Source organism: Serratia sp. 1D1416 (assembly GCF_003641105.1).
In the GTDB taxonomy this organism is placed as follows: domain Bacteria; phylum Pseudomonadota; class Gammaproteobacteria; order Enterobacterales; family Enterobacteriaceae; genus Serratia; species Serratia ficaria.
The window spans coordinates 797,661-823,066 of the sequence record NZ_CP032738.1 but is presented as its reverse complement, the minus strand read 5'-3'; the positions used below and the strand labels follow the sequence as shown (position 1 = coordinate 823,066).

The following is a 25,406-nucleotide window of genomic DNA, read 5'->3' as shown; positions in this document are numbered from 1 at the left end:
CCAGATTTTATTATTTCGGACGTTACCAACATCGACTTTTGGCGCAGAGCTGCCTGTCAGATTGGTTTTGGCTCTGTGCCATAGCTGTGTCAGGCCAAGTCTGAGCTAATACATTTTACGCATGTAGTTACTTTTCCTCCTCCTTAGGGGCAGATTTTAATACAGGTGTTGTTGTTTTCCCTTTACGTATGCCAAGACTTAATCCTGATGGCAGTTTCTCGAGAGCAATCAATGTCCCACTGTCTACAATGATCCTTTTGTCATCCAAAACTGTATAAGTGGGATACCATCGAAGAGACTCTTGATCCCATTCATATGTTAGCTGTCGTGGTGGATTACCTCTAGCTCTCAACGTTCCAATTAACTGTTTTGCTTGTGCAGCGGCTTCTGGGAGGGCGTCATGAGCTGCATAGAGAAGCTTCACATTTTTTCCCCTAAACAGGAAAGAAACCTGACAGCCATCTTGATATGAGCTGATGTCGAGCAATGGATTCTTTCTATCAGCTAACTTTGTGAGTAACTTACGAACCCACTCATGAAGTGCTATATAGGTACGTTTGCCAGCTTCAGAAGCAATTGATGTTGTGAATGGATTCCATACTATCGCCAGAAAACCAATGCCAATTCTGATCAGTTCCTGTGTGACTTCCGCTGTGTTATGTGAAAGCTCTACGTATTTTATTTGTATTGGGGCACTGTTGGTAACCTGTTCTAACCACTTCGAATCAACTTCTCTTGGATCAGTTGCAAATTCAATCCAAGCATTATCTGGTATCTCTGGAAGTTCCTCGGGGGATGGCTCGAATTTACGAGTGTCGATACCTAATTGATTGAATTCTAAAACATCTCCACCAGCATAGAACCCTAAAATAGCAACAACGAATTTTGAGCCATTTTCATGTACGAAGTTTGCACTTTCAATAGTTTGCCCTTTTGGTCTCCCCGGATCATGGTTATGCAAGAGGATGAAGGGATTTCTATTGATTTTTGCCACAAGCTCAGTAGGGTCTGCTGGCACTATGAGTTCACCATCATCACCTCTAGCGTCTGTCCAAAGCACTGCAGGTACAAGTTTTCCATAAATACCTTTTGAGTGACGCTCAATGGCGCTGTTTACCCAATCACGAGCACTTTCTGTTTCCAACAGATTAGGCATAAGCAAATTTCCCCGTACATTGCATTTTGATGATTAAGGCGCTAAAGGTTATGGTTGTTTAAATTTCAACAATTAACTAGCAAAATGTATGATATTTCAGTTTTCACACGATTGATAAGCAGCCAGTTCTATCCCACTCTTTTTTCTTCAAAATGGCAGTGAAAACATTGCCAGCAAGTTCTTGATTGTATGCCATATTCAGGTTCAGCTTCGTAAAATTGTGAACGCATATGAACCGCTTTCCCTAAACCTTCGAAACACTTAGGACAAAAGGCAATATCATCACCTGCTTTCCAATAAACACCTGAATTAAAGGAGAAAGCAGCTTTATCTTTTAACTGATCTTCAAGTTGCTTATTCTTTTGCTCTGAAGCAAAGAGCAAAGCTTGCGTTGTTATCACTTCCATTTTGGCGCTAGCTAGTTCACTCATCAACTCGACAAGCTCAAGTTTGAGTGTCGCCTTATCAAGATCCTCGCTATCATTTGCAAGCTTTTTCGCTATCCCTACAGCTTTATCAATGATGCCAACAGCCGCTGCTGTACTAGCTAACACACTAACACCGCTCATTTTTATTCTCCGAAGTATCTAGTCACTAAGCCGCTATTTGTTTTCAAGTTCAAGTTTATCCAGCATATACCCAGCGATGATTCCTGCCATTTCAATTGCAGCTTTTGCTTCTGTCTCGGTTATTGATGGAACCCATGGTCTTCCATGTCCAGTACCTTGCTTATTCCTTAACCGATTTATCCCTATCGCTGAGTGATACAATCCCCGCTCCATGCTTCTTTGAGGAGCCTCAGAAGATTTATACTCTTCTTCCGGGGTTGCTAGACCGAGTGCAATGAATGCTTGTCCCATAAGCGCTTGAAAGTTGGATTGTTGTGGGTAAGAGCCATACTTTTGAGTTAAAACATGGGCTGCGGTTGCTTCTAGAAGGTCTTTGCTAGTCCCTGATAGTAATGCGGCATCTTCAGCCCCCTTTCTTGCTCTGTTCGAATAGGTGCGAAGAGCATCCGTTAACGCTCGCCCGTGTAACGAATCCAAGCTCTGGGTTTGTATGCTCCCATCTATTGCTAAGATTAAACCTTCTACTTTGAAGGCTTCGATAGCGCCTTTGATAGCATCTTGTCCAACATAATTGGGTGAATGTTCACGAAAGCCACCCAAAACTTTGACTTTGGTGAAGATGGTTTCGAAAAGCTTCTCACCGGCCATAAGATCGTGCTCTAAAGCCCAATAAAGTACAGCCCGAACTCGCTTCGCTTTCCCGACTGTTTGCCCTTGAGACTTAGGATCAGCTATTGCAAGCCCTGCTCGAGCTATTGCGAATTCTAAATCCGAATGGCTTGGCTCCCTTCGATTATCTGCCTGTGCATCGTCTATCATTTTGGTAATGGCGGCTATGGTCATTTCAGTCAAAGGTACTTTCATTACTTTTCTTCCTTGCGTAACCATCCTGTAAACCGGGCGGGGGAATATTAGAGGCTGTTAATGATACTAACTTTATCCCCTAGCACTGCGATCAACAACCAGTAGTCCATAACAAATTACTCCCCATAAGTGAGTGTTCCGCGTTATGAGAGAGAAAAAGTTTAGGTATTAATAACACAGCCAAAGCTGATAAAATGGGATACAAACCGAGATACATATGAATGTTTAACCGCATGTAAATGCAGCGGGAATCAGCCTTTTGGATTTGGCTAGTTGCCTTACCGGTCAACTCCCTCTATAAAGAAAACCCCGCGCAACGCACGTTGCGCGGGGTTTTTTGTTTCCGGCGGCGTTTACACCGGCAGGTCGATCAACAGCGCGCGCAGCGGCGTCTCGGCGCGGAGGGTCAGGCGATGTTCCTCGTGGATGAACGCGCCGTCGCCGCAGGTCAGGCGCTGCCCGTCGTGGCGTTCGCCGTTGGCGGCGAGGGTGCCGTGGATCGACTGCAGATAGGCGCGCGGCCCGTTCAGCGTAAAGGTATGCTGCTCGCCCGGCTGCAGGTCCAGATGATGGATCCACACCTGCTGGCGCAGCTGCAGGCTGCCCTGCGCCCCGTCCGGCGAGGCCAGCAGCAGGTTGCCCTCCGCCGGCAGCGTCAGGCGCTGCACCCGTTCGTTGCTGCGTTCCGGGCAGGCGTCCAGCCACAGCTGCAGGCGGATCAACGGCGTATCGCCGCTGACGTTCTGTTCGCTGTAGCTCAGGCCCGGCTGCGTGGCCAGCAGCAGCGCTTCGCCGGCTTTGACGCGCGCCGTGCTGCCGTCGCTGTCGCGGTATTCCGCTTCCCCCTGCAGGATCAGGTTGAGGATATCCACGCTGGGGTAGGTGCGCGGCTGGAACGCGGCGCCCGGCGCCAGCACTTCCTGATTCAGCACCCGCAGCGAGGCGTAGCCCATCAGCTTGGGATCGAAGTAGTGGCCAAAGGAAAAGGTGTAGCGAGCCTGCAGCCAACCAAAGTCAGCTTGCCCGCATTGTTGTGCTGTTCTGCATGTAATCATGGCAATCGGCTCTCTAAATTCATTCTTCCCTGCATCTTTCTGGCCGCGGCGTCGGCCTCTCTCGATTGCCGCTTTGCCGCCGCCCGAAATCTATTGGGTATATTAAGATGGTAAGCATCTGGACGCCGGATTGTTAGCCAGTTAATCTGGTCGGCATATTCAAATTTCCTGACAGAGGGATTCGATGGCCAGAGATCGGGCGTTAACGCTTGAAGCGTTAAGGGTTATGGATGCGATCGACCGACGCGGCAGCTTTGCTGCGGCCGCCGATGAGCTGGGGCGGGTGCCCTCGGCGCTCAGCTACACCATGCAAAAATTGGAAGAAGAATTGGACGTGGTGTTGTTCGACCGTTCCGGCCATCGAACCAAGTTCACCAACGTGGGGCGCATGCTGCTGGAGCGCGGCCGGGTGCTGCTGGAGGCGGCGGATAAGCTGACCACCGACGCCGAGGCGCTGGCGCGCGGCTGGGAAACCCACCTGACCATCGTCAGCGAGGCGCTGTCGCCGCCGAGCAGGCTGTTCCCGCTGATAGACAAACTGGCGCTGAAGGCCAATACCCAGGTGTCGATTTTCACCGAAGTGCTGGCCGGCGCCTGGGAGCGTCTGGAGCAGGGGCGGGCCGACATCGTGATCGCGCCGGACATGCATTTTCGCGCGTCATCGGAGATCAACACCCGCAAGCTGTACAAGGTGATGAGCGTCTACGTGGCCGCGCCGGATCACCCGATCCATCTGGAGCCGGAGCCGTTGTCCGAGGTGACGCGCGTGAAGTACCGCGGCATCGCCGTGGCGGACACCGCCCGCGAGCGGCCGGTGTTGACCGTGCAGCTGCTCGACAAGCAGCAGCGTCTGACGGTCAGCACCATCGAAGACAAACGCCTGGCGCTGCTGGCCGGGTTGGGGGTGGCGACCATGCCGTACCCGATGGTGGAAAAAGACATCGAAGCCGGGCGGCTGCGGGTGGTGGGGCCGGAATACAGCCGCGAGGCCGATATCATCATGGCCTGGCGGCGCGACAGCATGGGGGAAGCCAAAGCCTGGTTCCTGCGTGAAATTCCGCGGCTGTTCGCCCAGCAGGAGCGCCAATAACCGCATGATCCCCTTGCCGTTGCGGCAAGGGGATATCCGCTAGCGGAAGCGCAGATCGCGGCCGTGCGGCTCATCCAGATCCTGCGCCGGCCCGATGGAAATAATGCCGTGCGGGTTGATGGTGGCGTGGCTGCGGTAGTAGTGGTTGCGGATATGCGGCAGGCTGACCGTCTCGGCGATGCCCGGCATCTGGTAGATGTCGCGCAGGAAGCCGTACAGGTTGAGATAGTCGCTGATGCGGTGTTGGTCGCACTTGAAGTGGGTGACGTACACCGGATCGAAGCGCACCAGCGTGGTCCACAGCCGCAGGTCGGCCTCGGTCAGGCGGTCGCCGGTCAGATAACGATGTTGCCCCAGGATCTGCTCCAGCCGCTCCAGCGCGGTGAATACCCCGTTGACCGCCTCGTCGTAGGCCGCCTGACTGGTGGCGAAACCGGCCTTGTACACCCCATTGTTCACCCGATCGTAGATCCAGCCGTTCAGCTCATCTATCTTGCCGCGCAGTTCGGTCGGATAGTAATCGCCGGCGCGGGCGCCCGCGCCGTCGAAGGCGCTGTTGAACATGCGGATGATATCGGCGGACTCGTTGCTGACGATGGTCTGTTGCCGTTTGTCCCACAGCACCGGCACGGTGACGCGCCCGGTGTAATGGCGATCGGCGCGCAGGTAGAGCTGGTAAAGGAAGTCTGAGTTATACAATCGGTCGCCGGTCGCCTCGGGAAAATCTTTGCCGAAGGCCCAGCCGTTTTCCAGCATCAGCGGATGCACCACCGAGACCGGAACGATCTGTTCCAGCCCTTTCAGCTGGCGCAGCAGCAGGGTGCGGTGCGCCCAGGGGCAGGCGAGGGAAACGTACAGGTGATAACGGTCCGGTTCGGCGTTAAAACCGCCGGCGCCGTGTTCGCCCGGCTGGCCGTCGGCGGTCACCCAATTGCGGAACTGGGCGGTTGAGCGTTTGAAACGGCCGCCGGTAGATTGGGTGTCATACCAGATGTCTTGCCAAACGCCATCGACGAGTTGTCCCATGGGAGTCTCCTTGGTGTGCGAGTTGAAAAGCAACAGGGTCCGGCAAGCCGGACCCTGAGCGCTAAACCTGAGTACAGTTTAGATTACCACTTCTTGTTCAGAATGCGGTCGATGCTGAAGCCGCCCGGGCCGGCTACCGCCAGCACGATGAAGCCGCCGGCGATGGTCAAGTTTTTCATGAACATCAAAGGGTTGACTTCGTTGGTAAAGTCGGTGTGGAACAGCAGCGCGGTCAGGATGGTGAAACCGGCGGTGAACAGCGCCACGGTGCGGGTCAGGAAGCCGAACAGGATCGCCAGACCGCCGCCGAACTCCAGCAGGATGGTCAGCGGCAGCAAGAAGCCAGGCACGCCCATCGATTGCATGTATTGTTGGGTGCCGGCATAGGCGTCACCCATTTTGCCGTAACCCGCCACGATAAACAGGATTGGCATCAAAATACGGGCAACCAGCAAACCTGCATCTTCTAATTTTTTCATCATCTACTCCAAAGTGGTGTGGTGCGCCTGTCCGGCGTTTGTCATGTCGAGGGGCGGTGTGCCGGGTATCTGGCCCGGCTTTGCCCGTGTCGTATTGATGGAGTGAATGTTAAGCGGGAAGTGCTCGGTTTGTTAGCAAGTAAAACTGTCGTAATTTTTCAAAAAATCTGAATCTTTAGCCTGCTAACAAATTGCCGATAATCAGCAGGTTGCCCGGCCCCCGTCGGCGGAACCTGTGAATTTGAGAAAAACCGGGGGCATAGCAACGAGAGAATTGAAGGAACTGCGGCGGCGTTACTTGGCGGAAAACGTCTTTTTGAACAAGCGAATAGCGCTCCAGGCGCCAAAGGCGCGGCGCGACCAGCGGATCATCTTGCTGGGGTGGCGAATGCCGTACAGCGCCATGACGCTGGAACCGAGCACCAGATAACGGCGCAGGCCGAACACCGCTTGCCAGCCGCGGTCGATGCGCTCGGTCTTTTCCAGCCACAGGGTTTTATTCTCGGCCAGATCCAGCCGCTGCTGCTGGATCTGCCGAATCAGCCTCGCTTTTTTCCATTCCAGATAGCGGCTGCGGCTCATTGATCGCCCTCCAGCTCGGCGCGGTCGATTTCCAGCTGTTTGCGCGTGGCGCCCAGCAGGGTGGTGCGACGGGCTTTGACCAGCGTCCAGAGGGTGCCGACCGCGGCCAGGAACAGCAGCACGCCGGTGGTGGCGCCCAGCGCCATCAGGCGATAGACCGGATCGATGGCCCAGAAGATCAGGATCAGCAGGCTCATCAGGCCGAAGGCGGTGAACAACAGGGTCATGCCGGCCATGATCAGCAGCTGGATGAGGTTGGCTTTCTCCTCTTCCAGCTCGACCACCGCCAAACGGACCCGGGTTTCGACCATGCCGACCAGCAGGGTGATGATGCGCTGGCCGATATCCAGGACCCCTTTGGCGGGGCCCTGAGCGCGAACTTGCGGTTGGTCAGCCATAATCAGCGGCGCGCGAGCAGAACGCCCAGCACTACGCCCACCGCAGCGCCGATGCCGATGCCGGTCCACGGATTATCACGCACGTAATCATCCGCCTGGCCGGCGATCTGCCTGGTCTGCGAAGCCAGCTTGTCCCCGGCGTCGCTCAGGCGGGCGCGGGTGTCTTTCAACCTGTCTTGTGCCTTTGAGCGCAGCTTTTCCAGCTCGGCTTTCGGCTTGTCGGTGGAAGAGTTCAGCACTTCTTCCAGCGTGTCGGCTAAGGACCTCAGTTCAGCGCGTAAGTTTTCTGCATTTGAATCATGTGCCATGTGATTAATTCCTTAACGTTAATTGCGACAGACTTTCAACATAGCGGATTTTTTCGCCGGAGCAAAGGGCTGATGGCTAGTCGATAAAACCAGTCATCGGTTTTATATATAGCAAAAATCCCGTGTGATGCGGCTCTCGGCGATAAATCCGCTGGTGTAAAAAAATTATTCCGCCTGAGCCTGTTTCAGATCGGCCTGCGCTTCCGCCAGCTTTTGCTGTTTCTTGGCGACCTTTTCCAGGTTGCCGGTTTGCTGGGCGGCTTTCAGCTCTTGCTGACGTTCAGCAACCTTGCTTTGTTTTTCTTCGATTTTTTTCTGGCGATCGGCCTGCAGGCCCGCTTCGGTGCAGTTGCTCCGCACTTCGCTCAGCGCCTTTTTCAGCCCGGCCACGCGGTGGGTGTTGCCGTGCTGGGTGGCGTAGTCGATTTGCTGTTGGATGTCCTGTGCCTTGGCGGCGCAGCCGCCCTCCGCCGCAAACGACAGGGCCGGTAATGCGCATAAGGGGAGAGCCAGTAACAGTGAGTGGCGTAATTTCATGGGTCGGTTCCTTGTTAGTGGGATGCATTGGCACGCATCCGCCTTTCCTGACTGCCGCCGTCGGCAGTGCGACAGGGGACTGCCGGGCCGACTGACGCTAACCTTCAGCATAGTCGTGAAACCTGCAGATCCCCAAAGAATCAGCCGAAATCCGCGATTGACTGATCAATTATCGAACAAAAAGCGCAAGTGAAAGGAAACCCCTTCAGATGAAGGGGTATTATCCCAGATTGAGCGGGGAACGTGCAAATTCGCGTACCCAATGCGAGGGCACGGGGGCCTCGCTCAGCGCGATGCTGTAGCCGGGGGGAAGGATCGTCTGCAGCGCTTCGCGCGCCAGCAGCTGCTGTTCCGGCGAATCCAGGCGGATCACCAGGCCGTCGCCTTCCGGCGTGATGCTCTTGATGCGAATGCCGCGCGCGTCCAGGCGCTGGTAGACGTAAAAACCGTCCGGCAGCGACAGGCCTTGCTGATTGGCGCGGATGCGCAGCTCGCTCTCGGTGCGCACCATGCAGGGCACCAGCAGCGTGGCCAGCGCCAGCAGGGCGAGGGCGATCAACAGAACGTATTGCCAGCGCGGACGCTTCGTCATCACGCCCCTTTCTCCGGATTCTGGCTGTCCGCGCGCTTTTTGCGCCACAGCACAATCAGCGAGCCGACCAGCCCGACCACCAGCAGCACCAACGGCAGCAGCATCAGGCAGAACATCAGCTGGTCTTCATATTTGCGGAACACCGGGGTTTTGCCCAGCGCGAAGCCCAGCGAAGTCAGGATCAGCACCCACAGCAGGCCGCTCATCCAGTTGAAGAACTGGAAGCGCGCGTTGCTCAGGCCGGACAGGCCGGCGATGGTCGGCAACAGGGTGCGCACGAAGGCCAGGAAGCGGCCGACCAACAGCGCGGAAAGCCCGTGGCGGTGGAACAGCTGATGGGCGCGCTGGTGGTAGTGGGCCGGCAGGTGCGACAGCCAACCCTGCACCGTGCGCGTGTTGCCGAGCCACTTGCCCTGTATGTAACTGACCCAGCACCCCAGGCTGGCGGCGACGGTGAGGATCAGGATGGTCAGCGGAAAATTCATGGTGCCTTTGGCGATCAGCACGCCCACCAGGATCAGCAGGCTGTCGCCCGGCAGGAAGGCCGCCGGCAGCAGGCCGTTTTCTAAAAACAGGATCATAAACAGCAGGATATACAGCGTCCACACCAGCGAAGGGTTCGCCAACGTTTCAAAATCCTGCTGCCATAAGGCATGTATCAGTTCTTTAATGATGTCCATCCGGTGTTCCTAAAACGTCATTGTTTGTTTTTTCAGCGGCGGAGCGGACGTGGCCTGGAAGCGCGCGGCGATCCTGAGTGCTGATAACGATGAAACGGCGTTGCTTTTAAGGGTTCTAATCGGTGCGACACCGGTCATATGTGGTAAGTCAGCGTGCCACGGTACTGCATGTTACTTTCTTTCCAGCCGCCCTGCCTGCTCTGTTGAGGTGAGGAGTGCAGCGTCCAGTCGACCTGAGAAAGTCGGTTTGGCGCCGGGGCGTCCTGGCGGGGAGTGCGGATTCGGTGGCCCAGTTCCGCAGCCAGGGTATAGGCCGGAACTAACTGGGCGGAGGCAAGCAGCGAGCCGGGGAAAGAGTGCGCCCTGGGCAGCAGCAGCGGCAATTTGCCGGGAACCTTGCGGCCTGCTTCAGCCGGCGATCGATAAACCTGATCATAGGGGGAAAGCACCGGATCCGCCAGCGAAGGCAGGCTGCTCAGTGCGCTCGGGGTAGGCTTGGGTGACGCCAGACATAGCTTTTGGCCGGAGACCGAACCGGTCCAGCAACAAAGAGCAATAAGCATGGCAAACAACCAGCGCATGTATTCGCGTTCCGCCCCCGCAGCAATGGGTAAAAAAGTGGGCTAACTCTACCAAAATAGCACGATTGGCAACAGGGAAATCTATGTTGCCGGAGGTGAAATATTACACGGCAAACGGCCGTTCCGGCATCGATTCAGCGGATTTTACATTACCTGACATAACCCGACGGTTTTTGACCGCCTGGGTCATTTATGTTCGCCGCCGATCCCGTCCAGATGCACCACCGGATTCTCGGCGAACAGGTAGCGATCGGCATTGTATTCGAAGTCATCGCTGGTGGCGTTGAACAGCATCTGCTTGGTGTTCTCGAGGTGTTGCCACATCGCCAGTTTGGCGGCGTAGGGGTCCTTGCGCATCAGCGCCTTGAGGATCTGATCGTGATCGTCGCACCAGCTGGCGATCGAACGCTCGTCGATATGCTCGTGCAGTTTTATCCAGTAGGGGTTGTTCACCCGCTGCACCCACATTTTCTCCACGATGGTGGCCATGGCGGTATTCTGGGTGGCCAGCGCCACCTGCACGTGGAATTTCAGATCCCACTGCGAGTCGCGGAAGCGGTCTTCCTTGCGGGCGTGCTCCTGGATCTCCATCAGCTGCACGATATCCTGCTTGGTCACCTGGGTGGCGGCGAATTCGGCGATGTTGCTCTCGATCAGCTGGCGCGCCTGCAGCAGCTCGAAGGGCCCGGCGGTCGCGAATTCAATGCTGTCGCCCGGCACCACCAGGTGCTTTTGCTGGTTGGATACCACGTGGATCCCGGAGCCCTTGCGCACGTCGACGTAGCCTTCCACTTCCAGCATGATGATGGCTTCGCGCACCACGGTGCGGCTGACGTTCATCTCCTCGGCGATGTATCGCTCGGCCGGCAGCTTGTCGCCTACCGGGTAGCGGCCGCTTTCGATGCGTTGTTTTAGCTCGGCGGCCAGTTGCTGATACAGGCGTCGGGTTTCAGTGAATTCCATAGTGAATGCTCTATAGGGTGCGGTGGGAAGGGGCACAGGGCCAACAGATTTGTTATACCACTTATTCGGCGGTGCTGCCAGTGGCTGAAGGGGCCCGGCGCGGCGGCCGGGCGGGGGATCAGCTGCGCGCCGGGGCCGGCTGCAGCGCGGCTTCGTCCGGCTGGGCGGCGGGGCGGTTTTGCAGCACCGTCCAGATAACGATCGCGCCGAGAATATCGAACACCGACAGCGCGGCGAACAGCGGGCTGAAGCCCAGGGTGTCGGCCAGCGCGCCGACCACCAGGGCGAACAGGGTGCTCGCCGTCCAGGCCGCCATGCCGGTCAGGCCGTTGGCGGTCGCCACTTCGTTGCGGCCGAACACGTCTGAAGACAGCGTGATCAGCGCGCCGGACAGCGCCTGGTGGGCGAATCCGCCGACGCACAGCAGCGCGATGGCGGCGTAAGGGCTGGTGAACAGGCCAATCATGCCGGGGCCGATCATCAGCACCGCCCCCATCGTCACCACCAGCTTGCGCGAGACGATCAGGTTGACCTTGAAATATTTCTGGAACAGCGGCGGCAGGTAGCCGCCGACGATGCAGCCGAGATCGGCGAACAGCATCGGCATCCAGGCGAACATGGCGATCTCTTTCAGGTTAAAGCCGTAGGCTTTGAACATGAACAGCGGGATCCAGGCGTTGAAGGTACCCCAGGCCGGTTCAGCCAGAAAGCGCGGCAGCGCGATGCCCCAGAACTGGCGGTTGCGCAGGATCTGCCAGGCGGACATTTTTTTGGCATTGCTGGTTTGATGCTGCGCCTCCTGGCCCGCCAGAATGTAATCGCGCTCCTCGTCGCTCAGCTTCTGCTGATCTTTCGGATGCTTGTAGAAAATCAGCCAGCAGATGGCCCAGATCAGGCTCAGCACGCCGGTGATGATGAACGCCATCTCCCAGCTGTGCGCCACTATCGCCCATACCACCAGCGGCGGGGCGATCATGCCGCCGATCGACGAACCGACGTTGAAATACCCCACGGCGATCGACCGTTCCCTGGCGGGGAACCACTCGCTGCTGGCCTTCAGCCCGGCGGGGATCATCGCCGCTTCGGCCATGCCGACCGCGCCGCGCGCCAGCGCCAGCCCGCCCCAGCTGTTGGCCAGCGCGGTGCCCATGCAGAATATCGCCCACAGAATGGCGAACATCGCGTAGCCGACCTTGGTGCCGAGCACGTCCAGCACGTAGCCCGCCACCGGCTGCATCACCGTATAACAGGCTGAGTAGGCGGCGACGATATAGGAATACTGCTGCGTGGTGATATGCAGGGTGCCTTCCAGCGTCGGCGCCGCGACGGCGATGGCGTTGCGCGTCAGGTAGCCCAACACGGTGCCGACGGTCACCAGCCCAATCATGTACCAGCGTAAGCCTTTAATTTTACGCATGCGAAATGTCTCCCAGTCTTGAATATGCGCGGCCGAAGGTACGGCGGAGTGGCGAGACAATAACTTGTCATACAGATTTAAAAGTTGAGTGACATCACAAAAGCCATTTTTCAATTGGGTAATAATATTCACGGCGCGATACTGCGTTATTGGCGTGGCTTTGCCGAAAAAACGACCGTTACTGCGGTTGGAGGCGCCTGTTTATGACGGCGACGGCAAAATTTTGCTGGACGCCCGGTTGAATTGGTGTGATAACTTTTGCGCATTGACCCCGGTACCGAACGGCAAGCAAGGTGAGGAGCCTGATATGGCGACGTTTTTAAGCGAAGACTTTCTGCTGGACAGCGAATTTGCCCGGCGCTTGTATCACGATTACGCGGCGGACCAGCCGATCTTTGACTATCACTGCCATTTGCCGCCGGAACAGATCGCCGAAAACACCCGTTTCAGCAACCTGTACGATATCTGGCTGAAGGGCGATCACTATAAATGGCGCGCGATGCGCACCAACGGCGTGGCCGAACGCCTGTGCACCGGCGATGCCGGCGATCGCGAGAAATTCGACGCCTGGGCCGCCACCGTGCCGCATACCATCGGCAATCCGCTGTACCACTGGACCCATCTGGAGCTGCGCCGGCCGTTCGGCATCACCGGCACGCTGCTTTCTCCGGCGACGGCGGACGACATCTGGCAACGCGGCAACGCGCTGCTGGCGCAGGACGATTTCCGCGCGCGCGGCATCATGCAGCAGATGAAGGTGAAAATGGTCGGCACCACCGACGATCCGATCGACGATCTGCGTCATCACCGGGCGATTGCCGAAGATCGGAGTTTCGACATCAGGGTGCTGCCGAGCTGGCGGCCGGACAAGGCGTTCAATATCGACGCGCCGGGCTTCAACGATTATCTGCAGCGGCTGGAAGCGGCGGCGGACCTCAGCATCGGCCGCTTCGGCGCGCTGTGCGACGCATTGAAAAAACGCATGGACCACTTCGCCGCGCACGGCTGCAAGGTGGCCGACCACGCGCTGGACGTGGTGGTGTATGGCGAAGCCGACGAAGCGGCGCTGGACGCGATCCTCAGCCGCCGCCTGAGCGGCACGCTGCCGACGCCGGCGCAGAGCGCGCAGTTCAAAAGCGCGGTGCTGCTGTTTTTGGCCGGCGAATACCGGCGCCGGGAATGGGTGCAGCAGTACCACATCGGCGCGCTGCGCAACAACAACAGCCGCATGCTGGCCAGCGTAGGGCCGGATATCGGTTTCGATTCGATCAACGACCGGCCGCTGGCGGAGCCGCTGTCGCGTCTGCTGGACGCCCAGGCGCGCCAGGGCGGCCTGCCGAAAACCATCCTCTACTGCCTCAACCCGCGCGACAACGAAGTGATCGGCACCATGGTCGGCAACTTCCAGGGGGAAGGCACGCCGGGCAAGATGCAGTTTGGCTCCGGCTGGTGGTTCAACGATCAGAAAGACGGCATGCAGCGCCAGATGACGCAGCTGGCGCAGCTCGGCCTGCTGAGCCGCTTCGTCGGCATGCTGACCGACAGCCGCAGCTTTTTGTCCTATACGCGCCATGAGTATTTCCGCCGCATTCTCTGCCAGATGATCGGCCGCTGGGTGGCCGACGGCGAAGCGCCGGCCGACATCGCGCTGCTCGGCGAAATGGTGAAAAACATCTGCTTCGACAATGCCAAAAACTATTTCGCCATTGAACTGGCGTAGCCGCTGCCCAAGGTTGGTTTATGCAAAGCATCGTAAAAATTCATTCACAAGATAATGTGGCGGTAGCGCTGCGCGATCTGGCGGCCGGCGAGTCGCTGACGCTGGCCGAGCTGGCGATCCGGCTGCCGCAGCCGGTGGCGCGAGGGCACAAGTTTGCGCTGCGGCCGATCGCCGAAGGCGAGGATATCATCAAGTACGGTCTGCCTATCGGCCATGCGCTGACGGCCATTGCGCCGGGCGAACACATTCATTCGCAGAACGCCAAAACCAACCTGAGCGATCTGGACAACTATCAGTATCAGCCGCAGTTTCCTGCGCTGCCGCCGCAGGCGGCGGATCGCGAGGTGCAGCTGTACCGGCGCGCCAACGGCGAGGTGGGCATCCGCAACGAACTGTGGATTGTGCCGACCGTCGGCTGCGTCAACGGCATCGCCCGCCAGATCCAGCAACGTTTCCTGAAGGAAACGCAGGAAGCGGCGGGGATCGACGGCGTGCATCTGTTCAGCCACCCGTTTGGCTGTTCGCAGCTGGGGCAGGATCATGAAAATACCCGTACCATGCTGCAAAATATGGTGCGCCACCCCAACGCCGGCGCGGTGCTGGTGATTGGCCTGGGCTGTGAGAACAACCAGGTGGACGCCTTCCGCGCTACGCTGGGGATGGAGGACGAGCAGCGGGTGCGCTTTATGGTCTGCCAGCAGCAGGACGACGAGGTCGAGGCCGGGCTGGCGTTGCTGCATGCGCTGTACCGGGAGATGCGCGACGATCGGCGCGTGGCGGGAACGCTGAGCGAGCTGAAGTTCGGCCTGGAATGCGGCGGCTCCGACGGCCTGTCCGGCATCACCGCCAACCCGCTGCTGGGGCGTTTTTCCGACTATGTGATCGCCAACGGCGGCACTACGGTACTGACCGAGGTGCCCGAAATGTTCGGCGCCGAACGCATTTTGATGAGCCGTTGCCGCGATCGGGCGACCTTCGACAAAACCGTCAGCATGGTCAACGACTTCAAGCGGTATTTTATCGCTCACCAGCAGCCGATTTACGAGAACCCTTCGCCGGGCAACAAGGCCGGCGGCATCACCACGCTCGAAGAGAAGTCGCTCGGCTGCACCCAGAAGGCGGGGCAGAGCCAGGTGGTGGACGTGCTGAAATACGGCGAGCGGCTGCGTCGGCCGGGGCTGAATCTGCTTAGCGCACCGGGCAACGATGCGGTGGCGACCAGCGCGCTGGCCGGCGCCGGCTGCCATATGGTGCTGTTCAGCACCGGGCGCGGCACGCCGTATGGCGGCTTCGTGCCGACGGTCAAGCTGGCCACCAACAGCGAACTGGCGGCGAAAAAGCCGCACTGGATCGATTTCGACGCCGGCAGCCTGATCCACGGCACGCCGATGGACAGCCTGCTGACGCAGTTCGTCGACCTGATCGTCGCGATCGCCAACGGCCGGCCGGCCTGCAATGAAGCGAACGATTTCCGTGAGTTGGCGATTTTTAAAAGCGGGGTGACATTGTAAAGCCGCCGCGGCGGGAGTAACATAAAACGGCGTTTCACTTTCTATGTTGCCCTCTCCCGCTGCAGGATCCTTCATGACGTTTTATTGGTTTGCTCAGGCCGTTGGCGTGCTGGCTTTTTTGGTTGGCATCACCAGCTTTTTCAACCGCGATGACCAGCGCTTCAAGCTGCAGCTGTCGGGCTACAGCCTGATCATCGGCATCCATTTCTTCCTGATGGGCGCCAGCGCCGCCGGCAGCAGCGCGTTGCTCAGCGCCTGCCGCAATCTGGTTTCCATGCGCACCCGCAGCCTGTGGGTGATGTGGCTGTTTATCGGCCTGACGCTGACTATCGGCCTGACGCGCTTTCAGCACGCCATCGAACTGCTGCCGATCTTCGGCACCTCAATCAGCACCTACGCGCTGTTCCGCACCCGCGGCCTGACCACCCGCTGCGTGATGTGGTGCTCCACCGCCTGCTGGGTGACGCATAATGTTTGGCTGGGGTCGATCGGCGGCTCGCTGATTGAGGGCAGCTTCCTGCTCATGAACGGCTTCAATATCATTCGCTTCCGCCGCCTGCAGCTGCGCGGCATCGACCCTTTTGCGGTCGAAAAAAAGGCGCCCCCCGAGGAGCGCCTTGCGGAACAGCGTTAGTGATTAACGCACTTTCAGCGGATCTTCATTCGCCAGGCGCTGATCTTCCGCCTGGCAGGCCGCGGCGGTAAACAGCACGTCGGTGGAGGAGTTGAGGGCGGTTTCCGCCGAATCCTGCAGCACGCCGATGATAAAGCCGACCGCCACCACCTGCATCGCCACGTCGTTTGGAATGCCGAACATGTTGCACGCCAGCGGGATCAGCAGCAGCGAACCGCCGGCCACGCCGGAGGCGCCACAGGCGCAGAGCGCGGCCACCACGCTCAACAGCAGGGCGGTCGGCACGTCGACCGCGATGCCCAGGGTGTGCACCGCCGCCAGGGTCAGTACGGTGATGGTGATCGCCGCGCCGGCCATATTGATGGTGGCGCCCAGCGGAATGGATACCGAATAGGTGTCTTCGTTCAGGTTCAGCTTCCTGCACAGCTCCATGTTCACCGGAATGTTGGCGGCCGAGCTGCGGGTGAAGAAGGCGGTCACGCCGCTTTCGCGCAGGCAGGCGAACACCAGCGGATAGGGGTTGCGGCGGATCTTCCAGTAAACGATCAGCGGGTTCAGCACCAGCGCCACCAACAGCATGCAGCCGATCAGTACCATCAGCAGCTGGGCATAGCCCCACAGCGCGCCAAAACCGGTCTCCGCCAGCGTCGAGGCCACCAGGCCGAAAATGCCCAGCGGCGCGCAACGGATCACCGCGCGCACCACCAGGGTGACCGCATTCGACATGTCGTTGATCAGCGCTTTGGTGGTGTCGGAAGCGTGGCGCAGCGCCAGCCCCAACCCGACGGCCCAGGCCAGGATACCGATATAGTTGGCGTTGATCAGCGCGTGGAACGGGTTGGCCACCACGCTCATCAGCAGGCCTTTCAGCACCTCCACGATGCCGCCGGGCGGGTTGACGTCGGCGTTGCCGGTCACCAGCGCCAGATTGGAAGGGAAGATAAAGCTGACGCCGACCGCCACCAGCGCCGCGGCGAAGGTACCCAGCAGGTAGAGGAACAGGATCGGGCGGATATTGGTCTTTTGGCCGTGTTTATGGTTGGCTATCGAGGCCATCACCAAAATCAGCACCAGCACCGGCGCCACCGCTTTCAGCGCGCCGACGAACAGGGCGCCGAGCAGCCCCACCGCCGATGCCGCCGCCGGCGAGATCAGCGCCAGGATAATGCCGGCCACCAGGCCGACCATGATTTGTTTGACCAGGCTGCCCTGTATGATCCTTTGTAGTAATTTTTGCATGATGCGTTGTCTTCCCGATGATGTTGCGTACAGACTTTTTCACCTCGGCGCGAACGTCGCCGGGCGTCTTTATGTGCATCTGTAACCAAGTGTGTTTGCCGAATCAGTATTCAGCAATTGGATGGGTATGGAAAGGGGGCAAGGGGAAATTCTGAGCGCGGATCAACTCTTGATAACACACTGGTTACATTTGTGTGATCGCAATAACATTTGGCGTTTCGGGCGAATTGCCAAACAATCACGGGGCGGCTAGCGCCCCGGATAACAGATTATGGCGATTTCTTCGCCAGTCGATCGTTGCGACGGTTAACCCAGGCGTTGATCGCCAGCGTCAGCGTCAGAATGCCGGCCACTACGCCCAGCGATATGCCGATCGGGATATGGAAGAAGTCGATAATCAGCATCTTGATGCCGATAAACACCAGGATCACCGACAGACCGTACTTCAGCATCGAGAAACGCTCCGCCACGCTGGCCAGCAAGAAGTACATGGCGCGCAGCCCCATGATGGCGAACAGGTTGGAGGTCAGCACGATAAACGGATCGGTGGTGACGGCGAAGATAGCCGGAATGCTGTCGACCGCGAAGATCACGTCGCTCAGCTCCACCAGGATCAGCACCAGCACCAGCGGGGTGGCGAACAGGATGCCGTTGCGGCGCACGAAGAAGCGCTCGCCCTCCAGGTTGTCGGTCATGCGCAGGTGGCTGCGCAGCCATTTCACCAGCGGCTTGTCGCCAATCGCCGAATCATCTTCCTTCGCCAGCGCCATCTTGATGCCGGTAAACAGCAGGAAGGCGCCGAACAGGTACAGCAGCCACTGGAATTGGGACACCAACCAGCTGCCGGCGAAGATCATGATGGTGCGCAGCACGATAGCGCCCAATACGCCGAAGATCAGCACCCGCCGTTGCAGATTGGCCGGTACGGCGAAATAGCTGAACAGCATCAGCCAGACGAATACGTTATCGACCGCCAGCGCTTTTTCGATCAGATAACCGGTCAGGAAGGCCAGCGCCTGGGTGTCGGCGACGGCGCGGCCGGCGGTTTCGTTCAGGTAGTACCAGAAAGCGAAGTTGAACAGCAGGGAGAGGCTGACCCACACCAGCGACCAGCTGGCGGCCTGCTTCAGCGTCATGGTGTGCGCGCCTTTACGGCCCTGCAGCAATAAATCGATTGCGAGCATCACGATTATGACGGCGGCGAAGCTGCCCCATAACCAAGGTGTGCCAACGGTATTCATCATCAGAGATATCCTTCAAAAACAAAAACGGCCAACGTCGGAAGACGCTAGCCGCTCTGTGAACGCTGCAAGCAAACCTCGCCTTCCGGCAAGGTCTCACTTACAACGTTGATGAAGGTTTGGGTAAACCTGTGACATCAGGTTGCCCGGTAACCGGATGCTTGCGCATCGTAATGACGATTGACCGGCAAGATACCCTTCGTCTTTCAAACCGCCGCCGCGTTGGCTGCCCTCTGTCACCCCAGTCACTTAGTCAGTCCAAGCTTCCGGGGACTCCTTCGGTTGCCGCCTTGCCGCACCTTGAAATCCATTGGGTATAAAAGTTACTCCCCTTTGCAGAGCAGAAAGTAATGCAAAATGTGTCGGCGGTCAACGTTTATCGCGCTAGCCGGCGAGGGCTTTTTGCGCCCCCAGGCTGACGACGAAGCCCTGCAGCAGCAGGCGGCTGAACGGGGTATCGCTAACCTGTTGCTGCTGCAGCCGATACGCTTCCCGCTGTTCGGGGTGCAGCTCGCCGAGCCAGTCCAGATACTGATGCATCACCGCGCCGTTGAATTCCGGATGAAACTGAGTGGTCAGCGCGCGATCGCCATAGCGCAGGATCTGACAGGCGTCCTGCCGAGAGCGGGCCAGCGGCTCTGCGCCGGCGGGCGGCGTCAGCACGCTCTGCGCGTGGATCAGATTGGCCTTGAAGTGCGGCGGCAGGAAGGCAAGCCGCCGATCGTTGGCCGCCGCGGGCAGCAGTTCAATTTCCAGCGTGCCGGCCTCCATGCCCTGCGGGTGATAACCGACTTCGCCGCCGAGCGCATAGGCCAGCAGCTGGTGGCCATAGCACACGCCAAACAGCGGCAGCGCGATCGACATCGCCTGCCGCAGCCAGTCGGCGGCCCGTTCGCTCCACGGCAGATGCTCGGTCACCATCGCCGGCGAACCGGTGATCACCACGCCGCAATACTCCGTCGGCGGCAGCGGCAGTTCGCCGGACGGCAGGTGCACGATGTGCACGCGTTCGGCGCTGATATTCCCCTGTTGCAGGAACATGCCTTCAAAATTGGCCTGTTCCCGGCGAATGACGTCCGGCGCATCGCCGGTCTGCATCAACAGTAGCGGCTTCATCTCATTCTCCGTCGGCAGGGAACACCACGCCGGTCTGGCGGCGGATTTCGGTCAGCAGCCGGGCGACGATCAGCGAATTTTCCAGCCCCGGATGCTCCACCTGGTTTTTTTCCACCAGATCGGCGAAAGCCTCCGCCTCATACAGCATGGTGTTGATGTGCTGCGGCTGGGTCAGATCCTGGCGCTGGCCGCCGCGCGGGGTCAGCGCCACGCCCTGGCATTCGGATATCTTGTCGATGGTCAGCGTGCCTTCCTCTCCCTGGATCTCGCTCGGGATGTGCGAATCGCTGACCTTGGAGTGGGAAAGGGTAACGTCGAAATCGCCGTAGTTCAGGCAGACGGTGCCGTGGGCGTCAACGCCGGTGTCGAGCAGCGTCGCGCTGGCGATCGCCGACTGCGGCGCGCCGAACAGCGCCACGGCGCTGGCCAGGCAGTAGTAGCCGATGTCCATGATCGACCCGTTGGAGAACTGCGGGTTGAAGGTATTGGGGTTTTCACCGGCCAGATAGCGCGGGTAACGGGACGAGTACTGGCAATAGTTGATGAAGGCTTTGCGCAGCGGGCCGACTTTCGGCAGCGCCTGCCGCAAGCTCAGGAAATTCGGCAGATAGGCGCTTTTGAACGCCTCAAACAGCACCACCTGGTTTTCACGGGCGCAGGCCACCAGCCGTTCGGCTTCGCGCAGGTTGGACACCAGCGGCTTTTCGCAAATCACGTGCTTTTTATGCTGCAGGAACAGCAGCGATTGCGGGCAGTGCAGGGAATTGGGGCTGGCGATATACACCGCGTCTATGGCGTCGGACTGGGCCATCGCCTCCAGGGAATCAAAAAACAGATCGACGTGGTAGTTGGCGCCAAACGCCTGCGCCTGTTCCAGCCTGCGCGAATAGACCGCGCTCAGCTTCAGTTTGCCGCTTTCATGGGCGGCATCGATAAAACGTTCGGTAATCCAGTTGGTGCCGACGACGGCAAAGCGAATCATGACCAGCTCCGGTGCCCAAGCCTAAAAATTCAGATTATCACGCTCCAACTCGTTATGCATACAGCTTGCCGAACAGCGAGAGGTGGGTCAAATACAGCCGGGTATCGAACTCCAGCTGATGGTAGTTCGGCTCCATGTGGCAGCACAGGCTGTAGAACGCCTTGTTGTGATCTTTTTCCTTCAGGTGCGCCAGCTCGTGCACCACGATCATGCGCAGAAAGGGTTCGGGCGCCACTTTGAACACCGTCGCCACGCGGATTTCCGCCTTGGCCTTCAGCTTGCCGCCCTGCACGCGCGAAATGGCGGTATGCATGCCCAGCGCGTGTTTCATCACCTGGATCTTGCCGTCGTAGGCCACCTTGCTCAGCGGCTGCGCATTGCGCAGGTACTGGTTTTTCAGATCGACGGTAAACTGATACAGCGACTTGTCGGTGGTGCAGTCATGCACCTGCGGGTAGCGCTGCAGCAGCACGTCGCCCAGCCGTTGCTGGTGGATAAGCTGTTGCACCTGGCTTTGCAGATGCGTTGGGTAGCCTTGCAGGTAAGCGAGCTCGATGTCATGCATGAGTGATATTGCGTCCCAGTATTTCTTTGATTGGCCGAAGCCGCACACGCTGCGCATCGGCCTGTCTGGCCTCCCAGCGATCGTGCGCCGCCTGCAGGTTCAGCCAAAAGTCGGCGGTCGTTTCGAACAGATCGGCAAACAGGTTGGCCTCGGCAACGCTCATGCGCCGATGCCCATTGCACAGGCGGTTAACGGTGGCGCGGGTAACGCCCAGTACCTTCGCCAGTTCTTCCTGGCCGATGCCCAACGGCGTTAAATACTCTTCCTGCAGCACTTCCCCCACCGTGGTGGGTTCGCGAGTCGTGGTTTCCAACATGGGGTCCCCCTCGTTCAGGTATCTTGGTGAGGATCGAGGTAAATTCTTTCAGCGGCATCATGCCGCCACTGGAACATCAGCCGCCAGTGCATATTAACGCGCAGACTTGACCATCCCTGAAACGGCCCCGACAGCCGCTTGTAATAGTTGCCCGTGGGGTGATGCAAATCGCGCTCTTGCTGCGCGGCCGCCAACATATCGAGCTTTCTGGCCAACTGCCGTTCGAGCATACCGGGAATCAGACGGCTGCGCATGCCTTCCAGATAGAACTGCTCCAGATAGCGATCGCGGAAAGATTTAATCATGCTTCCCCCTTCCATAGGGATTGGCAGTGTAACATTTAAAGTTACACCCCGTCAGGTTAAAAAAACGTCGACATGGACGTGCGGGCAAGGAAGGTTAATGTTGTTAAAGGGGAAAAGGGGCATGGGTTTTCAGATACGCGGCACAATACGCAATTTATCCGAAAAAACATTTTACTGACGGGCGTTTTTAGGGGATAAACAGCCCAAATTTTTATCAGTCAGGAGGGGCGATGAGCCAACTCGATCTGGGAACACAGCAACTTGAGCTGGAACGTTATCCCCAACAGGAAGAAGCCACCCAGTTGCAGGCGTGGGAAGCGGCGGATGAGTATCTGCTGCAACAGCTTGAAAACGTAGATATCGGCGGCCGCCCGGTGCTGATTTTCAACGACAATTTCGGCACCCTGGCCTGCGCATTGCACGCCCATCGGCCGTACAGCATCAGCGATTCCTACATGAGCCAGCTGGCGACGCGCCACAATCTGAAGCTCAACGAACGGGATCCCGAGCAGGTGCATCTGCTGGACAGCCTGGCCGAGCTGCCTGCGGCGCCGGCGGTGGTGCTGATCCGCATCCCCAAGGCGTTGGCGTTGCTGGAACAGCAACTGCGCGCACTGCGTGACGTGGTGACCCCGGATACGCTGATCGTCGCCGGCGCCAAGGCGCGCGACGTGCATACCTCGACCCTGCAGCTGTTCGAAAAGGTCCTGGGCCCAACCCGCACCAGCCTGGCGTGGAAAAAGGCGCGGCTGATTTACTGCCAGGCGGCGGACATCGTGCCGCCGGCGGCACCGGACACCACCAACTGGACGCTGGACGGCAGCGATTGGCTTATCCACAACCACGCCAACGTATTTTCGCGCGGCAGCCTGGATATCGGCGCTCGGTTGTTTATGGAGCATTTGCCGCACGGCCTGAACGGCCATATTGTCGATCTGGGCTGCGGCAACGGCGTGATTGGCCTGGTCGCGCTGCAGCAGAACCCGGAGGCGCAGGTGACCTTCGTCGATGAATCCTACATGGCGGTGGCTTCCAGCGAGCTGAACGTGGAGCACAACCTGCCGCAGGAGCTGGACCGCTGCCAGTTCGAGGTGAACAACTCGCTGGCGGGCATCGAGCGCGAAAGCGTGCAGGCGGTGCTGTGCAACCCGCCGTTCCACCAGCAGCACGCCATTACCGACCATACCGCCTGGCAGATGTTCTGCGACGCCAAGCGTTGCCTGCAGGTGGGCGGCGAACTGCGCATCGTCGGCAACCGCCATCTGGATTACCACCAGAAGCTGAAGCGTTTGTTCGGCAACTGCACCCTGGTGGCGTCCAACAAGAAGTTCGTGATACTGAAAGCGGTGAAATCCGGCGCGCGGCGCTGAGTGAACGAGGGGCGCAACGCGCCCCTTTTTTTATAGCGCCATCGCCAGCCGCGTGCCCTGATCGATGGCGCGGCGGGCGTCCAGCTCGGCGGCCACGTCTGCGCCGCCGATCAGATGCACGGTTTTCCCCATCGCCAGCAGCGGCTGCTGCAGCTCGCGGCGCGGCTCCTGCCCGGCGCAGATAATCACCGTATCCACCGGCAAGCAGCTTTGCCGATCGGCGCGGGAAATATGCAGGCCCTCATCGTCGATGCGCCGATAGCTTACGGCGTTGAGCATTTTGACGCCGCGCATCGCCAGGCTGGCGCGGTGGATCCACCCGGTGGTTTTCCCCAGGCCTTCGCCGACTTTGCTGGTTTTGCGCTGCAGCAGATAGATCTGGCGCGCCGCCCGTGGCGCCTGCGGCCCCTGAGGCGCCAGCCCGCCGCGCTGCTCCAGGCTGCCGTCGATGCCCCATTCGCGGTTGAATTCCGCCTGATCCAGGCTGCTGGAGACGCCGTGCTGGCTGAGGTATTCGGCGGTGTCGAAGCCGATGCCGCCGGCGCCGATGATCGCCACCCGCAGGCCGACCGGCTTCTTGTCGCGCAGCACGTCGAGGTAGGTCAGCACCTTGGCGTGGCCGATGCCGGGGATGTCCGGGGTGCGCGGCACGATGCCGCAGGCCAGGATCACCTCGTCGAATTCGCTTAACTCCGCCGCTTCGACCCGTTTGCCCAGCCTGACTTCGACCTCGCGCAGTACCAGCTGGCGGCGGAAGTAGCGCAGGGTTTCGTGAAATTCTTCCTTGCCGGGGATCTGTTTGGCGATATTGAACTGGCCGCCGATTTGCTCCGCGGCATCGAACAGCGTCACCCGGTGGCCGCGGCCGGCGGCGGTGGTGGCGAAGGCCAGCCCGGCCGGCCCGGCGCCGATCACCGCCAGCCTTTTCGGCCGCTCCGCCGGCGTCAGCGGCATCTCGGTTTCGCGGCAGGCGCGCGGGTTCACCAGGCAGGAGGTGAGTTTGCCTTCAAAAATCTGGTCGAGGCAGGCCTGATTGCAGCCGATGCAGGTGTTGATCTCGTCGGCGCGCCCCTCGGCGGCTTTCTGCACGAAGGCGGCGTCGGCGAGGAACGGGCGCGCCATCGACACCATATCGGCGCAGCCGTCCGCCAGCACCTGCTCGGCCACCGCCGGGTCGTTGATGCGGTTGGTGGTGATCAGCGGAATGCCGACCTTGCCCATCAGTTTGCGGGTTACCCAGCTGAAGCCGGCGCGCGGCACCATGGTGGCGATGGTCGGGATGCGCGCCTCGTGCCAGCCGATGCCGGTGTTGATAATGGTGGCGCCCGCCCGCTCAATCGCCAGCGCCAGCTGCTCTATCTCTTGCCAGCTGGAGCCGTCTTCCACCAGATCGAGCATCGACAAGCGGTAGATCAGAATAAATTCGCCGCCGGTCGCCTGGCGCACCGCCCGGACTATCTCGACGGCAAAGCGCATGCGGTTGCTGAAGCTGCCGCCCCATGCGTCGTCGCGCTGGTTGGTGCGCGCCGCCAGAAACTGGTTGATCAAATAGCCTTCGGAACCCATCACCTCGACCCCGTCGTAGCCGGCCTGCTGCGCCAGCGCCGCGCAGCGGGCGAAGTCGGCGATGGTTTGCTCAATCTCCGCCTCGCTCAGCGCCGCGGGGGCGAAGGGGTTGATCGGCGCCTGCAGCGCGGAAGGCGCCACCGGCTGCGGCTGATAGCTGTAGCGCCCGGCGTGCAGGATCTGCAGCGCAATCTTGCCGCCGGCCCGATGGACGGCGTCGGTCACCGTGCGATGGTGATCCACCTGCTCCTCGCGACTGAGGGTCGAGCCGCCGCGATACACCACGCCTTTTTCATTGGGGGCGATGCCGCCGGTGACGATCAGGGCCACGCCGGCGGCCGCGCGTTCGGCATAGAAGGCCGCCATGCGCTCGGGGCCATCGGGCAGCTCTTCCAGGCCGGTATGCATCGATCCCATCAGCACCCGGTTTTTCAGGGTGGTGAAGCCGAGATCCAGCGGCGCCAGCAGGTGGGGGTAATTGCTCATTGCACTCTCCATCGGGTGAAATCGGGGCCCGTTGTTATAATTATGTGAACACAAGTGG

General features: G+C 59.3%; 28 protein-coding genes. 5 read left to right on the top strand and 23 right to left on the bottom strand.

Translation table 11 applies throughout. From position 1 onward, the window contains the following. Nucleotides 1-127: 127 nt before the first annotated feature. The 4 genes from D7I37_RS03945 to D7I37_RS03930 all read right to left on the bottom strand — a co-directional run bounded on the left by D7I37_RS03945 (nucleotide 128) and on the right by D7I37_RS03930 (nucleotide 3,644). Nucleotides 128-1,156 (bottom strand): hypothetical protein, encoded by a 1,029-nt coding sequence (locus tag D7I37_RS03945; protein WP_129543338.1) that lies wholly within the window; start codon nucleotides 1,154-1,156, stop codon nucleotides 128-130. A 128-nt stretch (nucleotides 1,157-1,284) separates the two neighbouring features. Continuing rightward, nucleotides 1,285-1,725 (bottom strand): hypothetical protein, encoded by a 441-nt coding sequence (locus tag D7I37_RS03940; protein ID WP_242502797.1) that lies wholly within the window; start codon nucleotides 1,723-1,725, stop codon nucleotides 1,285-1,287. A 33-nt stretch (nucleotides 1,726-1,758) separates the two neighbouring features. Further along, a complete protein-coding gene (locus tag D7I37_RS03935; protein ID WP_129543337.1) occupies nucleotides 1,759-2,589 on the bottom strand; it encodes an abortive infection family protein in 831 nt (276 codons plus the stop codon). A 353-nt stretch (nucleotides 2,590-2,942) separates the two neighbouring features. Beyond that, nucleotides 2,943-3,644: a pirin family protein gene (locus tag D7I37_RS03930; RefSeq protein ID WP_129543336.1), complete on the bottom strand. Its 702-nt coding sequence runs from the start codon at nucleotides 3,642-3,644 to the stop codon at nucleotides 2,943-2,945. 184 nt (nucleotides 3,645-3,828) lie between these two features. Between D7I37_RS03930 and D7I37_RS03925 the strand changes: the two genes are divergently transcribed. Continuing rightward, nucleotides 3,829-4,734 (top strand): LysR family transcriptional regulator, encoded by a 906-nt coding sequence (locus tag D7I37_RS03925; RefSeq protein ID WP_061797148.1) that lies wholly within the window; start codon nucleotides 3,829-3,831, stop codon nucleotides 4,732-4,734. 39 nt (nucleotides 4,735-4,773) lie between these two features. On the opposite strand, the gene D7I37_RS03920 is transcribed toward D7I37_RS03925, so the two are convergent. The 11 genes from D7I37_RS03920 to D7I37_RS03870 form a co-directional block, all read right to left on the bottom strand. After that, on the bottom strand, nucleotides 4,774-5,760 hold the full coding sequence (locus tag D7I37_RS03920; protein ID WP_095099371.1) for a glutathione S-transferase family protein: 987 nt from the start codon (nucleotides 5,758-5,760) through the stop codon (nucleotides 4,774-4,776). 83 nt (nucleotides 5,761-5,843) lie between these two features. Then, complete coding sequence (locus tag D7I37_RS03915; protein WP_061797151.1) at nucleotides 5,844-6,239, bottom strand: DoxX family protein; 396 nt, start codon at nucleotides 6,237-6,239, stop codon at nucleotides 5,844-5,846. A gap of 294 nt (nucleotides 6,240-6,533) precedes the next feature. Further along, nucleotides 6,534-6,821, bottom strand: a complete 288-nt coding sequence (locus D7I37_RS03910; RefSeq protein WP_129543335.1) for a YqjK-like family protein — start codon at nucleotides 6,819-6,821, stop codon at nucleotides 6,534-6,536. After that, on the bottom strand, nucleotides 6,818-7,219 hold the full coding sequence (locus D7I37_RS03905; protein ID WP_129543334.1) for a phage holin family protein: 402 nt from the start codon (nucleotides 7,217-7,219) through the stop codon (nucleotides 6,818-6,820). Before D7I37_RS03905 ends, D7I37_RS03910 begins: the two co-directional genes overlap by 4 nt. A gap of 2 nt (nucleotides 7,220-7,221) precedes the next feature. Next, entirely contained in the window at nucleotides 7,222-7,527 is a 306-nt protein-coding gene (locus D7I37_RS03900; protein ID WP_061797155.1) for a YqjD family protein, read from the bottom strand. 165 nt (nucleotides 7,528-7,692) lie between these two features. Continuing rightward, a complete protein-coding gene (locus D7I37_RS03895) occupies nucleotides 7,693-8,064 on the bottom strand; it encodes a DUF1090 domain-containing protein (RefSeq protein WP_061797157.1) in 372 nt (123 codons plus the stop codon). A 220-nt stretch (nucleotides 8,065-8,284) separates the two neighbouring features. After that, nucleotides 8,285-8,656 (bottom strand): EnvZ/OmpR regulon moderator MzrA, encoded by a 372-nt coding sequence (mzrA, locus tag D7I37_RS03890; protein WP_061797159.1) that lies wholly within the window; start codon nucleotides 8,654-8,656, stop codon nucleotides 8,285-8,287. After that, the gene (locus tag D7I37_RS03885; protein WP_061797160.1) at nucleotides 8,656-9,336 is read right to left on the bottom strand and encodes a DedA family protein; all 681 of its coding nucleotides are present in this window, start codon (nucleotides 9,334-9,336) and stop codon (nucleotides 8,656-8,658) included. Before D7I37_RS03885 ends, mzrA begins: the two co-directional genes overlap by 1 nt. A 134-nt stretch (nucleotides 9,337-9,470) precedes the next feature. Further along, nucleotides 9,471-9,917, bottom strand: a complete 447-nt coding sequence (locus D7I37_RS03880) for a hypothetical protein (RefSeq protein WP_073970291.1) — start codon at nucleotides 9,915-9,917, stop codon at nucleotides 9,471-9,473. A gap of 186 nt (nucleotides 9,918-10,103) precedes the next feature. After that, on the bottom strand, nucleotides 10,104-10,880 hold the full coding sequence (gene exuR, locus D7I37_RS03875) for a transcriptional regulator ExuR (RefSeq protein WP_095099359.1): 777 nt from the start codon (nucleotides 10,878-10,880) through the stop codon (nucleotides 10,104-10,106). A gap of 118 nt (nucleotides 10,881-10,998) precedes the next feature. After that, nucleotides 10,999-12,297, bottom strand: coding sequence for an MFS transporter (locus D7I37_RS03870; RefSeq protein WP_061797163.1), 1,299 nt, complete (start codon nucleotides 12,295-12,297; stop codon nucleotides 10,999-11,001). Nucleotides 12,298-12,604: 307 nt separating this feature from the next. Here D7I37_RS03870 and uxaC point away from each other — a divergent pair, with 307 nt between their 5' ends. From uxaC to D7I37_RS03855, 3 genes are all read left to right on the top strand, one after another. After that, on the top strand, nucleotides 12,605-14,017 hold the full coding sequence (gene uxaC, locus D7I37_RS03865; RefSeq protein WP_061797164.1) for a glucuronate isomerase: 1,413 nt from the start codon (nucleotides 12,605-12,607) through the stop codon (nucleotides 14,015-14,017). A gap of 20 nt (nucleotides 14,018-14,037) precedes the next feature. Further along, complete coding sequence (locus tag D7I37_RS03860; protein ID WP_095099356.1) at nucleotides 14,038-15,528, top strand: UxaA family hydrolase; 1,491 nt, start codon at nucleotides 14,038-14,040, stop codon at nucleotides 15,526-15,528. Between the two features lie 73 nt (nucleotides 15,529-15,601). Next, nucleotides 15,602-16,162: a YgjV family protein gene (locus D7I37_RS03855; RefSeq protein ID WP_061797166.1), complete on the top strand. Its 561-nt coding sequence runs from the start codon at nucleotides 15,602-15,604 to the stop codon at nucleotides 16,160-16,162. 3 nt (nucleotides 16,163-16,165) lie between these two features. Here the strand turns inward: D7I37_RS03855 and sstT are convergent, their stop codons facing one another. From sstT to D7I37_RS03820, 7 genes are all read right to left on the bottom strand, one after another. Continuing rightward, a complete protein-coding gene (sstT, locus tag D7I37_RS03850; protein ID WP_061797168.1) occupies nucleotides 16,166-17,401 on the bottom strand; it encodes a serine/threonine transporter SstT in 1,236 nt (411 codons plus the stop codon). Nucleotides 17,402-17,670: 269 nt separating this feature from the next. Beyond that, nucleotides 17,671-18,642 (bottom strand): TerC family protein, encoded by a 972-nt coding sequence (locus D7I37_RS03845; RefSeq protein ID WP_115939816.1) that lies wholly within the window; start codon nucleotides 18,640-18,642, stop codon nucleotides 17,671-17,673. A gap of 384 nt (nucleotides 18,643-19,026) precedes the next feature. After that, nucleotides 19,027-19,758 (bottom strand): glutamine amidotransferase, encoded by a 732-nt coding sequence (locus tag D7I37_RS03840; protein WP_129543333.1) that lies wholly within the window; start codon nucleotides 19,756-19,758, stop codon nucleotides 19,027-19,029. Between the two features lies 1 nt (nucleotide 19,759). Further along, on the bottom strand, nucleotides 19,760-20,740 hold the full coding sequence (locus tag D7I37_RS03835; protein WP_061797171.1) for a Gfo/Idh/MocA family protein: 981 nt from the start codon (nucleotides 20,738-20,740) through the stop codon (nucleotides 19,760-19,762). Nucleotides 20,741-20,792: 52 nt separating this feature from the next. Next, a complete protein-coding gene (locus D7I37_RS03830; protein ID WP_061797173.1) occupies nucleotides 20,793-21,305 on the bottom strand; it encodes a M48 family metallopeptidase in 513 nt (170 codons plus the stop codon). After that, nucleotides 21,298-21,621, bottom strand: coding sequence for a HigA family addiction module antitoxin (locus D7I37_RS03825; protein ID WP_015379150.1), 324 nt, complete (start codon nucleotides 21,619-21,621; stop codon nucleotides 21,298-21,300). Before D7I37_RS03825 ends, D7I37_RS03830 begins: the two co-directional genes overlap by 8 nt. Before the next feature lie 14 nt (nucleotides 21,622-21,635). After that, complete coding sequence (locus D7I37_RS03820) at nucleotides 21,636-21,926, bottom strand: type II toxin-antitoxin system RelE/ParE family toxin (RefSeq protein WP_061797174.1); 291 nt, start codon at nucleotides 21,924-21,926, stop codon at nucleotides 21,636-21,638. Nucleotides 21,927-22,156: 230 nt separating this feature from the next. Between D7I37_RS03820 and rlmG the strand changes: the two genes are divergently transcribed. Then, on the top strand, nucleotides 22,157-23,296 hold the full coding sequence (gene rlmG, locus D7I37_RS03815) for a 23S rRNA (guanine(1835)-N(2))-methyltransferase RlmG (RefSeq protein WP_095099344.1): 1,140 nt from the start codon (nucleotides 22,157-22,159) through the stop codon (nucleotides 23,294-23,296). 30 nt (nucleotides 23,297-23,326) lie between these two features. Here the strand turns inward: rlmG and D7I37_RS03810 are convergent, their stop codons facing one another. Beyond that, entirely contained in the window at nucleotides 23,327-25,348 is a 2,022-nt protein-coding gene (locus tag D7I37_RS03810) for an NADPH-dependent 2,4-dienoyl-CoA reductase (RefSeq protein WP_129543332.1), read from the bottom strand. Nucleotides 25,349-25,406 lie beyond the last annotated feature (58 nt).